Consider the following 12,073-nt stretch of genomic DNA (forward strand, 5'->3'; position numbering starts at 1 on the left):
CGAACCGCCCGCCAGGAAACGCGTCGCCGCCCGGATGTGGTGTACTCCTCCGCCCCATCCAGAGCGATCCTTGCCGGTCGGCACTAACCTGACGGGGTGGGCGGGCATGGAGACTTCGTGGTGGATGAACGACTGGGACACCGCGACACCTCACTTGTCGCCGGGACGTTCGGCGCCGTGGTGCTGGGCGGCGGCGCGGCCCGGCGGATGGGCGGCGTCGACAAACCCGGGGTGGCGGTCGGTGGGTTGCCGATGCGGGACCGGGTGCTGGCCGCCGCGGCCGGCGCGTCACCGCTGGTGCTTGTCGGCCCACCGGTGGACGTGCCGCCGGGAGTCCTGGTCACCCGCGAGGACCCGCCCGGCGGCGGCCCGGTCGCCGCGACCGCGGCCGGCCTCGCGGCGCTCGGACCGCCGGCGGACGCCCCGGAGTTCGTGGCGCTGCTCGCCGCCGACCTGCCGCTGCTGACCGCCGGAGCGGTCCGGCTACTCACCGACGAACTGGTCCGCACCTCCGCCGACGGGGTGGTCTACCTGGACGGCGCGGGCCGGCGGCAGCCGCTGTGCGGGGTGTGGCGGACGGCGGCGCTGCGCTCGGCGTTGGACCGGCTGGCCCAGGAGCGCGGCGGCGACCTCACCGGCGCGGCCATGCACACCCTGCTCGCCAGCCTGACCGTCGCCGAGCTGCGGTGGACCCGGCCCGGGCCGCCGCCCTGGTTCGACGTCGACACCGGCGACGACGTCCGCCGCGCCGAGGAATGGACCCGATGACCCCGAACCAGCCAGAGCAGCCCGCGACGGCGGAAAGACCGGCGACGGCAGGGAAACCGGCGACGGCAGGGAAACCGGCGACGGCGGGACAGCAGGCGATGCCGGGCTGGGTGGCGCTGGCCGCCGGCGAACTGGGTCTCGACCCGGCCGACGTGGACGTGCCGATGGTGCTCGACCTGGCCCGCGACGTCGCGCATCACGTCCTGCGGCCCGGCGCGCCGGTCACCGCGTACCTGCTCGGGGTTGCGACCGGACGCGGCGCGGACCCGGCGGAGGCCGCCGCCCGGCTCGCCGCGCTGGCCAGAGCCTGGCCAGCCGACGACGCCGAAAGGTGACCCTCAGCGATTCGTCAGATCTTCCCCAAGTCTTGAGCAGCCAGATTCCGGAAGCTGTTACCGGGTCATGAACCGTGGGCCCGGACTGTCGATCGAAGGGCTATCGCAAGTGAGAACGCGCCAGGGCTCTGTTGCCGACGACGGGACGACCGCGGTCCGGGCGCCGGTGACATCGACGAGAACCTTCCACTCGCGCCAGGTCGCGCGCGTGGTGACCGTTGCCTTCCTGCTGATCAACGCCGTCATCATCCACGCGATGTTCCTCTCGCCCGAGCGTCCGGCGTACAACGTTCTGGGTTCGGTCGGTCGTCTCCTCGGGTTGTATCTGGCTTTCGCGATGGTCGTGCAACTGCTGCTGATCGCCCGGCTGCCGTTGCTGGACCGTGGCTTCGGGATGGATCACCTCACCGTCTGGCACCGGTGGACCGGGTTCGCGGTCTTCTGGGTCGCCGTGCTGCACCCCGTCTGCGTGGTGCTGGGCTTCGCCACCGTCAGCGACATCTCGTTCCTGCGGCAGACGGCCATCCTGTCCGAGCAGCTACCGGTCGTGCTGGGAATGATCGCGGTCGCCCTGATCATCGTCGTGGTCGCCTTCTCGGTGCAGGCCGCCCGGAAACGACTGCCGTACGAGGTCTGGCACGCCGTCCATCTGTTGCTGTACGCGGTGGTCCTGCTCGCCGTGATCCACCAGGTGTACGAGGGCACCGCGTTCACCAGCAGCCCGCTGCGGCAGCTCTACTGGTGGGGTCTCTGGGCCTTCGCCATCGGTGCCCTGCTCACCGGCCGGCTGCTCCTCCCGCTGGTCCGCAACGCCCGGCACGCGCTGCGGGTCGCCGCCGTGGTCCCCGAGCCGGACAACGCGGTGTCGGTGCACATCACCGGCCGGAACCTGCATCTGCTGCCCGCCCGCGCCGGGCAGTTCTTCCTGTGGCGGTTCCCCGGGCACAACCCGTGGTGGCAGGTCAACCCGTTCTCCCTCTCCGCCGCCCCGGACGGCCGTTCCCTGCGGCTGACCGCGAAGGGCGTCGGCACCACCAGCACCGGGCTGCGGGCCATCCGGGTCGGCACCCGGGTCTTCGCGGAGGGACCGTACGGCGCGCTCACCGCCTCGCAGCGCGTCCGCGACGCCACCCTGCTGATCGCCGGCGGGATCGGTATCACCCCGATCCGGGCTCTGCTGGAGGACCCGGACCTGACCGACGTGGTCGTCCTCTACCGGGTCCGGGACACGGCGAACGCGGTCTTCGGCGGCGAGCTGCACAACCTCGCCCAGAGCCGGGGCGCCCGACTGCACCTGTTGACCGGCCGCACCGGACCCGACAACAACCCGTTCGCTCCGGCCAACCTGACCGGGCTCGTACCCGATATCACCGAGCGTGACATCTTCATCTGCGGGCCGCCGGCACTCACCGTGGCCGTGCTGGCGACGCTGCGGCAGCTCGGAGTGCCGAAGCGCCAGATCCACGCGGAGCTGTTCCGCCTTGCCGGCGGGTGAGTACCTCGGCCCGCGTCCGGACCGCCGACCCGCTACCCCCGATCAACTGCCAGCTCGACCGGCCGCCCGGACCGGGGTGCCGATGGCGATCACCCGCCGGTCGAATGACCCGAAGTGGTGCACCTCGCCAGTCATCGCTGTGAACTCTAGAGTCGCCGTCGACCGGGGGCATCGACTCCGAACCAGCCGGTGGGACGCTTGTCATGGGGCAGGCGCCGGCTCCAGGCGTACGATGATCTGCTTTGAGGTCGGGGTCTGCGAGCCGGCGGCGGTCGAGTCGAGCGGGACCAGGACGTTGGCCTCCGGGAAGTAGCTCGCGGCGCAGCCGCGAGCCGACGGGTAACCGATCACCCGGAAGCCCTCGGCCCGGCGTTCCGTCCCGTCGGACCACTCCGACACCAGGTCGACCAGCGCGCCGTCGGCGACGCCGAGCGCGGCCAGGTCGTCCGGGTTGACGAAGACCACCCGCCGGCCGCCCCGCACCCCCCGGTAACGGTCGTCCATCCCGTAGATCGTGGTGTTGTACTGGTCGTGGCTGCGGATGGTCTGCAGCAGCAGCCGGCCCGGCGGCACCTCGATCACGGTAAGCGGGCTGACCGTGAAGTTGGCCCGCCCGGAGGCGGTCGGGAAGGTGAGCCGGTCGCGCGGCGGATGCGGCAGCGTGAAGCCGGCCGGGTCGCCGACCCGGGCCTCGAAGTCGGTGAAGCCGGGCACCACCTCCGCGATCAACGCCCGGACCGTCCGGTAGTCGGCCTCGAAGGACTCCCACGGGATCGGCGACTCGGGCAGCAGCCGGCGGCCCAGCCGGGACACGATCGCCACCTCGGAGAGCAGCGCGTCGGAGGCCGGCGCGAGCCGGCCCCGCGAGGCGTGCACGGCCGACATCGAGTCCTCCACCGTGACGAACTGGTCGCCGCCGGCCTGCCGGTCCCGTTCGGTCCGCCCCAGGCAGGGCAGGATCAGCGAGGTTTCGCCGGGCACCACGTGCGAGCGGTTCAGCTTCGTCGACACGTGCACGGTGAGCGCGCAGGAGCGCAACCCGGCCAGGGTGACGGCGGTGTCCGGGGTGGCCGCCGCGAAGTTGCCGCCGAGCGCCACGAAGACCTTGAGCCGCCCGTCGCGCATCGCCCGGATGGTGTCCACAGTGTCGTAACCGGGGCGGGGTGGCACGGCGAACCCGAGGGTCGCGCCGAGCGCGGCCGTCCACGGCGGCGGGAGGTGGTGGATGCCCATCGTCCGGTCGCCCTGCACGTTCGAGTGGCCGCGTACCGGGCAGAGGCCGGCGCCGGGCCTGCCGAGCATGCCGCGCAGCAGCTGCACGTTGACGATCTCGCGGATCGCCGCCACCGAGTCGCGGCGCTGGGTCAGCCCCATCGCCCAGCAGACGATCGTCGCCTCGGAGTCGGCGAAGAGCCGGGCCGTGGCCTCGATCTCTTCGCGGGACAGCCCGGTCGCCGTCGCCACCTGGGCCCAATCGAGGGTACGCAGCGACGCCGCGTACTCCGAAAAGCCGGCGGTGTACGCCTCGACGAACGAGGTGTCGACCGCACCCCACTCGACCAGCAGCGCGCCGATGGCCTGGAAGAGGGCGTGGTCGCCGCCGACCCGGATCCGCAGGAACCGGTCGGCCAGCGCGGTGCCGCCGCCGATCAGGCCCTTGGCCCGCTGCGGGTTGCGGAACCGGATCAGGCCGGCCTCGGGCAGCGGGTTGACCGCGACCACCTTCGCGCCGGCCTGCTTGGCCCGTTCCAGGGCGGAGAGCATCCGGGGATGGTTGGTGCCCGGGTTCTGGCCGACCACCACGATCAGTTTCGCCCGGTGGATGTCGTCCAGGGTGACCGAGCCCTTGCCGATGCCGATGGTGCCGGTGAGCGCGACCCCGGACGACTCGTGGCACATGTTCGAGCAGTCCGGCAGGTTGTTGGTGCCGTACGCCCGGACCAGCAGCTGGTAGAGGAAGGCGGCCTCGTTGGAGGTGCGGCCGGAGGCGTAGAAGGCGGCCTCGTCGGGCGCCACCGACCGCAGCCCATCGGCGGCGAGGGCGAACGCGTCGTCCCAGGAGATCGGGGTGTAGTGGTCGGCGCCGGGCCGGCGGACCATCGGGGTGGTGAGCCGGCCCTGCTGGCCGAGCCAGTGGTCGGAGCGTTCGGCGAGGGCGGCGATGGAGTGTTCGGCGAAGAACTCCGGGGTGATCCGGCGCAGCGTCGCCTCCTCGGCGACGGCCTTGGCGCCGTTCTCGCAGAACTCGGCGTGCGCGCGGTGGGCGGGCGCCGGTTCCGGCCAGGCGCAGCCCGGGCAGTCGAACCCGCCGGGCTGGTTGACGTTGGCCAGGGTGAGCGCGGTACGGCGTACCCCCATCTGGGACAGGCCGGCGGCGAGGCCGTGCGCCACCCCGGGCAGCCCGGCGGAGGTGCGCTCCGGCTCGCCGATCCGCAGGTCGCGGTCGCCCGCGTCGTCGCGGGGTGCTCTTCTCGCCATTCCTGCACCGTCTCACGTCGGCGTCGGCGGGTCGACCGTCAGTTGGTGGCCGCTTGGCCGTGTGTGCCCTACGTCACCGGACCTCTCCGCTCTGTGTCTGTTGGCGGTCCGCCCTATCCCGTTCGATGACAGCGCTCGGTAGGGTGTCCCGTGACGGACGGAGGCGATCATGACGGCAGACCACCCCCCGGCGCCGGACGGCCAGCAGATCGAAGGCACCGGGCCTGACCTGCCCGGACCGGACTTTCACGAACCGATCCTGCTGGACGAGCCGAGCACCGCCGACCTGCGGGCCAAGGTGACCCAGGCGTGGCAGGAGTTCGCGCGGGCGCTGGCCGGTCGGCTGCGCGGGTTGCCGGTGGGCGCGCAGATCGAGCTGACCCTCGACCCGACCGCCTCGGGCACCGGCGACGCCGTCTACTCGGTCAGCCTCCAGGTCGGCGACGAGGGCCGGGTGCTCGGCCGGGCGGTCGGCAACGCGGTGTTGCCGCAGGGCTACCGGCTGGACCGTCCGGCGGTCGCCGACATGGTGGCCCTCGGCTGGTCGCCGCCGGGCGTGGTCGAGGGGTCGGGTGAACACTTCGGCCTGGCCGGTCGCACCGCCGAGGCGGTCGGGCTGGCCACCACGGTGTCCCGGACGATGCGCGACGTCTACGGCGCCCCGCACCCGGCGTTCCTGGTCTTCCTGGTGCACGACGCGGACGACCAGCCGCTCGCGGTGGAGCCACTCGGCACCGCCCGGCCCGAGTTCGTCCCGGGCGCCGACGGCGACGGCGGGCTGGACGAGGAGTTGGGGCAGGTGCCGAGCGGCCCGGCGGCCGACGACACGATCGGGCTGGAGGACCGGGTCCGCACCGTGGTCTCGGCGATGCTGAAGACGCCGGCGGACCAGCTCCAGGTGGACACCGACGGCGACATCGGCATCCGGGCCGGCTCGGCGATGGTCTTCGTCCGGGTCCGCGACAACCCGCCGCTGGTGGACGTCTTCTCGCCGGTGCTGACCGAGGTCGAGCCGACCGAGCAGCTCTACGTCAAGCTTTCCGAGCTGACCAACCGGATGCCGATCGGGCGGCTGTACTGCACGAACGACACGGTCTGGGCGTCGGTCCCGGTCTTCGGCCGGAACTTCCAGGCCACCCACCTGATGCTCGCCGTGCAGGTGATGACGGGGCTCGCCGACGAGTTGGACGACCGGTTGCACGGCGAGTTCGGCGGCAAGCGGTTCTTCGGCGAGGGCGACAAGCCGGCCAACCGCGGTCCTGGCGAGCACCGCACCGGGATGTACCTCTAGCCGGTCAGCCGCAGCACGTCGAGGGTCCGCATGGTGGCGGCGTCGGTCGCCTGGGCGGCGGTGTCGGAGAAGGTCCAGAGCACCCCGTCGATCATCATCGACCGGCGGATCGCGGTGGCGTGGGCCGGGTCGATCCGGTCCGGCGGGCCGCCCTCGGCGCCGGCCGGCGGTGGGTGCTCGACCCGGCCGAGTTCGGTGAACGCCGTGTCGTCGACCCGCAGTACCAGTGCGCCGCTGGTGTCGGCGGGTCGGCCCAGACCGGCGTCACCGTGGGTGGTCAGCGGCACCACCAGCAGCCGGTCGGCCGGCCAGTAGAGGAACGCGTGGGGGTCGAACTCCGCCTCCGATCGGCCGTACCGGACGTGGTGTTGGGCCAGCCGGTTCGGGTTCGACAGGTCGGAGACGTCGAAGAGGGAGAGTTGGGTGCCCAGGGTCCGACCGCGCGTGGACGCCTCCTGCCCGATGCCGAGCAACCGATCGCCCGCCACCGGATGCAGGTAAGCAGAGTAGCCGGTGATTTTCAGCTCGCCGGTCACCCGGGGCGCGTCCGGTCTGGAAAGGTCCACTGTGTAGAGCGGGTCGGTCTCGCGGAAGGTGACGACGTACCCGACGGGGCCGGCGAAGCGGACCGAGTAGATCCGTTCGCCCCGGCCGAGTCCGGTGACCCGGCCGGTCTCGGTGAGGGTGTCACCGTCGGCCCGCAGCACGTACACCGACGAGGTCGAGTTGGGCTCGTCGCCCCAGGTGCGTCCGCTGGTGGTGGCGACCCGCAGGTGACCGTCCCATTCGGACATCGCGTACTGGTTGACCAGCCAGCCCGGCACGCTGGCCGAGGTGAGATAGCGGGGCCGGCCGGGACCGGACGCGTCGAACTGGTGGATCTCGGTCAGCTCGTCCTTCGCGTCCGGCGCGGCCCGGCCGCCCAGCAGGGTCGGCAGCACCCGCCACCGCTGGTCGTTGGCGATGTAGAGCCGGGATCCGTTGCTGTAGACCGTCTCGCCGTCGGCAACCACGGTGAGCGGGTCACCGTCGGCCAGTCCGGTCGCGCGGTCCGCCGCCAGGTCGAAACTGAGTACGGTCAGCAGCGCGGCGCCGGAGTAGCTGGCCGGCCGGACCAGCCGGTCGCACCCGACGTGCCCGGCGCGGGTGGTTCCGCCGATGGTCACCTCATATCCGGGCAGCCACGCCTCCAGCGGGGCGGCGGCGATGACCTTCCGGTTGGCGGCCAGCCGCTCCTTGTCGTCGTCGTTCGGCCGGTGCGGGAACTCCAGTCGGGGTGCCGAGCGGACCACCACCCGGGCGGTGCCTCCCACCTGGCGGGCGTCGACCAGGTCGCCGTCGATGGCGTAGTCGCTGACGATCGTCGGTGGGCCGGCGAGGTCGACCAGGACCAGCCGGGGGCGGGCGGGTTCGGTGTCCGGCCCGGGCTTCTGGCCGCCCCGCCTGATGTCGCCGTACGTCGGCGGGATCAGCACCAGCGCCCGGTCGCCGTGCAGCAGCAGTTGGCTCTGTGCCCAGGGTGCCCAGGCGTCCTGGTCGACGAGGGCGAGTTTCCCGGTCACCCGCCGGGCGGCCGGGTCGATGACCCGCAGCGTGCCGCCGGTGACCGTGACGATCCGGCGGCCGTCGGTCTTCACCAGATCCGGTTCATCCACTCCGGACTCGTGGTTGTTGGTGCCGGAGTGGGTGCCGTCCTGGGGCCGCGCGCTGTCCGGCGCCGCCTTGCCCTCGGCGGTGCTGCCTCGGGCCGCGCCGTCCTGGGCGGCGCCGGCGGCGGCGGTGTCGCCGTCGATCGCGGTCCGGGCGCGACCGCCGCCGTCGAAACCCCATGGACCGACGTACGCCTGGGCGGCGGCTCGGAGGCCGGCCAGTGCCTCGGCGCAGGAGTCGAAGGCGACGAGGCGGAAGCCGCCGGGCACCGGGTGGGTGGCGATGGGTGGCGCCGCGGTCGGTGTCGCGGTGCAGGCGGTGAGCACCACCAGGCCGAGCAGGGCGGCGAGCCCCGCCCTGCCTGATCGCCGGTCGGCTGTTCGTAGTCCCCGTCGCTGTCCCATGCCCTCTTCGACGCGATACCCGCCGACCCGGTTCCCGCCTGCCCCCGGCTCTCGGCTACCCCCCGGCCCGGACCCGGGGGACCGCTGCCTGTTACCCGCCGGTGAACCTGATCCGAAAAACATGCCTGGTTGGCGATATACCACCGAGTCATAATCATGACTCCGTTGTATATCGACCAATGCGATTGTCGCCGCGCTGCTGCGACCAGTCCACACCGGACGCTCCGCTCGGATTCCTCAGGCCGGCGGCGGTGCGACCGAGGGTGACTCGGCCAGCCGGGACAGCACGATCATGCTCCGGGTGGAGGTGACGAACGACTCCGCCCGCAGCCGTTCCAGCGCCTGCTCCAGGTGGGCGATGTCGGCGGCCCGCAGGTGCACCAGCGCGTCCGCCTCGCCGGAGACCGTGTAGGCGCCGATCACCTCCGGGTGCCGCCGGGCGGCGACCGCGATCTGCGCCGGGGTGGTCCGGCCGGTGCAGAACAGCTCCACGAACGCCTCGGTGTTCCAACCGACGGCGGCCGGGTCGACAACGGCCGTGAATCCCTTGATCACCCCCTCCGCGCGCAGCCGGTCCACCCGGCGCTTGACCGCCGGCGCGGAGAGCGAGACCCGGCTGCCGATCTCCGCGTACGACGCCCGCGCGTCGGCGACCAGTGATGCAATGATCCGCTGGTCGACCCCGTCGATCTGCAACGTTCCGCCTCTCGGAAGCAAGAATTCCGGCTGTTAGTGCCTGCTCAACATACCTACTCTTGGTTTTCGTGAACCAGCAGCGGATCCCAAGAAAGCGGACATATCTCATGTGTTCGCCGGAGTACTTCGACGTCGAGTACGCCATCAACCCGTGGATGGACCCCGGCACGCCGGTGGACACCGAACTCGCCGTCAAGCAGTGGGACCGGCTCCGGGAGACCCTGCTCGACCTCGGCCACACCGTGCACGTGCTGCGCCCGGTGCCCGGCCTGCCCGACCTGGTCTACGCGGCCAACGGCGCCCTCACCGTCGACGGCACCGCGTACGGCGCGACGTTCCGGCACCCGCAGCGCGCCGCCGAGGCCGGCGTCCACCGCGCCTTCTACGCCGAACAGGGCTGGCGTTACGTCGAATCCGGCGAGATCAACGAGGGCGAGGGCGACTTCGCCTACCTGCCGGAGGCGTACGGCGGGCTGCTCCTCGCCGGGTACGGCTTCCGCACCGAACCGGCCGCGCACGCCGAGGCGCAGGAGGTGCTGGGCCGGCCGGTGCTGTCGCTGCGGCTGGTGGACCCGCGCTTCTACCACCTCGACACCGCGCTCGGCGTGCTGGATGACCGGACCATCAGCTACTTCCCGGGCGCGTTCTCGATCGCCGCCCAGCGGGTGCTGGGCCAGCTCTTCCCGGACGCGCTGCTGGCCGACGAGGTCGACGCGTTCGCCTTCGGCCTGAACCTGGTCGGCGACGGCCGGCACGTCCTGCTCAACAGCGAGGCGACCGGCCTGGCCGCGAAGCTCGCGGCGGCCGGCTACACCCCGGTACCGGTCGAACTCACCGAACTACGCAAGGGCGGCGGCAGCGTCAAATGCTGCATCGCCGAACTCCGCACCGGATGATATCGTGATAGCATTACTCCGGTTGGAGGTGTCATATGCCCAATATTCTCGTCCGAGACCTTAGCCAGGAGGCCATCGACCGCATCGATGCCGCCGCCGCCAACCTCGGGCTGTCCCGCAACGAATACCTGCGCCGCAAGTTCGAGGAGAACATCAGCCCGGCCGGCGAGCGGACCGTCACCGCTGAGGACTGGCAACGATCCGCAGAGGCATTCGCGGATCTTGCTGACCCCGAGGTCATGGAGAACGCATGGCGGTGACGAGTTGGCTGATCGACAAGTCCGCGTACATCCGTCTCCAACTCGGCCAGGTGGCGAACCGGGACGAATGGAGCGCACGCATCAGCCGCGGGTTGGTCCGACTCTCCTCCATCACCCGGCTGGAGCTTGGCTACTCGGCACGCTCTGGAGAGGTGGGACGGCGGCAGTTCGCCGTCCCGCCGCTCTCCTTGATGCCGGTCGAGCATCTGACACCCGCCATCGAGGACCGGGCGCTGGAGGTTCAGATGCTGCTCGCAGACCGCGGCCAGCACCGTACCCCGTCAATCCCTGACCTCTTCATCGCGGCGACGGCCGAAAAGGCGGGACTGACCGTCCTCGCCGTCGACAAGGACTTCGACCTCATCGCCGCCGTCACGGGCCAGTCAGTTGAGGCCCTCTCTGAGCTCTCTGACGGGCGTTAGCCCAGGGTGGCCAGTTCGTTGATCAGTAGGTTCGAGAGGACCTGACCGTCGCGCTGGACCCGGCGCAGGTACCACTTCTGCTGCGGCGTACGCGGCTGGTTGAACTGCCACGGGCCGCGCGGGCTGTCGATCTGCCCGACCCGGCCCAGCGCCAGGTTCACCTGCTGCGAGTTGGGGTTCCCGCCGGCGATCCGGATCGCCTTGTTCAGCACCTGCGCGGCGTCGTACGAGGCCATCGCGTAGGTGGTCGGCGAGGCGCCGTGGGCCTTCCGGTAGGCCGACGCGAACCGGCGGTTCGCCGCGTTGTTCAGGTCGGCCGAGTAGTTCAGGGCGGTCATGATGCCGTTCGCCTCGTTGTCCTTCAGGTCGGCGAGCACCTCGCCCTCGGTCAGGAAACCGGGACCGTACACCTGGTTGCGGTATCCGGAGGCGTAGAGCTGCTTGAGGAACTGGGTGGCCGCCGCCCCCGCGTAGGAGCAGTAGATGGCGTCCGGGTTGCGGTCCCGCAGCCGACTGATATCGGCGGCGAAGTGGTTTTCGTCCGGTTCGGTGGTGAACTCCGTCCAGATCACCGGGTCGGAGATCCGGCTGTCGGACGGTCCGAACGCCTGCCGGAAGCCCTCCACCGAGTCCAGGCCGCCCTGGAACTCGGGCGCGATGATCGCGACCTTGCCGTTGCGGGGCACCCGCTGGGCGACGTACGGGGCCAGCGCCCGACCCGGCTCGTCATCGACGTACGACGTCCGCCAGATGTACACCACGCTCTGCAGGGAGGCGGGTGAGGCGTTCGACCCGATCAGCGGCACCCGGGCCTCCTCGACCGCGTCCCGGATGCCGAGCATCACCGAGGAGTTGGCCACCCCGGTCAGCGCCAGCACGCCCTGGCGCATCAGGTCTTCCAGCGCGGCCTTCCCGGAGTCGGCCGTCTCGCCCTCGTCGGCGGTGACCAGGTTCACCGGGTGGCCACCGAGCCGCTGGTCGTTCTGGTCGAGGAAGAGCTGGAAACCCTTGGCCATCTCGTCACCGATCGGCTTGTAGCCGCCGGTCTGTGGCACCATCAGGCCGATCTTGACCGGGTCGTCGCTGAGCAGCTCGGCGGCCTCGTCGTCCTCGGTCGCGGAGTCGGTGCTGCAGGCGGCGGCGAACCCGGTCGCGCCGAGCGCGGCCATCAGCTTGAGAGCCGTCCTGCGTTCCATCTGCGACAAGGGTTTCCTCCCCGTAGGTGCGGGCCGTGCCAGCCCATCCGGCGTTCTACCCGGTTCGGGTCGTGGCGTCAATGCCCGGGGGTCTCCTGACCAGGGAATGTAACGCCATACTTACCTTGAGCCAGCCGGGGTGTTTCCTGGTCGACGAGCCTGCGGCGAAGACTACCGCGCAG

The 12,073-nt window shown here is 71.4% G+C and carries 11 protein-coding genes; 7 read left to right on the forward strand and 4 right to left on the reverse strand.

Annotated elements, in window-relative coordinates; translation table 11 throughout:
* The first annotated feature begins 177 nt into the window (after nucleotides 1–177).
* From O7627_RS00100 to O7627_RS00110, 3 genes are all read left to right on the forward strand, one after another.
* The gene (locus O7627_RS00100) at nucleotides 178–768 is read left to right on the forward strand and encodes an NTP transferase domain-containing protein (RefSeq protein WP_347404700.1); all 591 of its coding nucleotides are present in this window, start codon (nucleotides 178–180) and stop codon (nucleotides 766–768) included.
* Between the two features lie 98 nt (nucleotides 769–866).
* On the forward strand, nucleotides 867–1,103 hold the full coding sequence (locus O7627_RS00105) for a DUF6457 domain-containing protein (protein WP_278091446.1): 237 nt from the start codon (nucleotides 867–869) through the stop codon (nucleotides 1,101–1,103).
* Between the two features lie 208 nt (nucleotides 1,104–1,311).
* A complete protein-coding gene (locus tag O7627_RS00110; RefSeq protein ID WP_278091447.1) occupies nucleotides 1,312–2,598 on the forward strand; it encodes a ferredoxin reductase family protein in 1,287 nt (428 codons plus the stop codon).
* Between the two features lie 201 nt (nucleotides 2,599–2,799).
* Here O7627_RS00110 and O7627_RS00115 read toward each other — a convergent pair whose 3' ends face one another.
* Entirely contained in the window at nucleotides 2,800–5,076 is a 2,277-nt protein-coding gene (locus O7627_RS00115) for an FdhF/YdeP family oxidoreductase (protein WP_278091448.1), read from the reverse strand.
* Between the two features lie 169 nt (nucleotides 5,077–5,245).
* Between O7627_RS00115 and O7627_RS00120 the strand changes: the two genes are divergently transcribed.
* Entirely contained in the window at nucleotides 5,246–6,367 is a 1,122-nt protein-coding gene (locus O7627_RS00120; protein ID WP_278091449.1) for a hypothetical protein, read from the forward strand.
* Here O7627_RS00120 and O7627_RS00125 read toward each other — a convergent pair.
* Nucleotides 6,364–8,421, reverse strand: a complete 2,058-nt coding sequence (locus tag O7627_RS00125) for a beta-propeller domain-containing protein (protein ID WP_278091450.1) — start codon at nucleotides 8,419–8,421, stop codon at nucleotides 6,364–6,366. The two genes, O7627_RS00120 and O7627_RS00125, sit on opposite strands and share 4 nt — an antisense overlap.
* 237 nt (nucleotides 8,422–8,658) lie before the next feature.
* A complete protein-coding gene (locus tag O7627_RS00130) occupies nucleotides 8,659–9,117 on the reverse strand; it encodes an Lrp/AsnC family transcriptional regulator (protein WP_278091451.1) in 459 nt (152 codons plus the stop codon).
* Nucleotides 9,118–9,176: 59 nt separating this feature from the next.
* Here O7627_RS00130 and ddaH point away from each other — a divergent pair, with 59 nt between their 5' ends.
* The 3 genes from ddaH to O7627_RS00145 are packed head-to-tail and all read left to right on the forward strand — an operon-like array spanning nucleotide 9,177 to nucleotide 10,695.
* Entirely contained in the window at nucleotides 9,177–10,013 is an 837-nt protein-coding gene (gene ddaH, locus O7627_RS00135; RefSeq protein WP_347404626.1) for a dimethylargininase, read from the forward strand.
* Between the two features lie 35 nt (nucleotides 10,014–10,048).
* Complete coding sequence (locus O7627_RS00140; protein ID WP_278091453.1) at nucleotides 10,049–10,273, forward strand: hypothetical protein; 225 nt, start codon at nucleotides 10,049–10,051, stop codon at nucleotides 10,271–10,273.
* Nucleotides 10,264–10,695: a PIN domain nuclease gene (locus O7627_RS00145; RefSeq protein WP_278091454.1), complete on the forward strand. Its 432-nt coding sequence runs from the start codon at nucleotides 10,264–10,266 to the stop codon at nucleotides 10,693–10,695. The genes O7627_RS00140 and O7627_RS00145 overlap by 10 nt, the downstream gene beginning before the upstream one ends.
* On the opposite strand, the gene O7627_RS00150 is transcribed toward O7627_RS00145, so the two are convergent.
* A complete protein-coding gene (locus tag O7627_RS00150; protein ID WP_278091455.1) occupies nucleotides 10,692–11,900 on the reverse strand; it encodes an ABC transporter substrate-binding protein in 1,209 nt (402 codons plus the stop codon). The two genes, O7627_RS00145 and O7627_RS00150, sit on opposite strands and share 4 nt — an antisense overlap.
* Between the last annotated feature and the right edge of the window lie 173 nt (nucleotides 11,901–12,073).

This window comes from Solwaraspora sp. WMMD1047, assembly GCF_029626155.1.
Taxonomy (GTDB): Bacteria; Actinomycetota; Actinomycetes; order Mycobacteriales; family Micromonosporaceae; genus WMMD1047.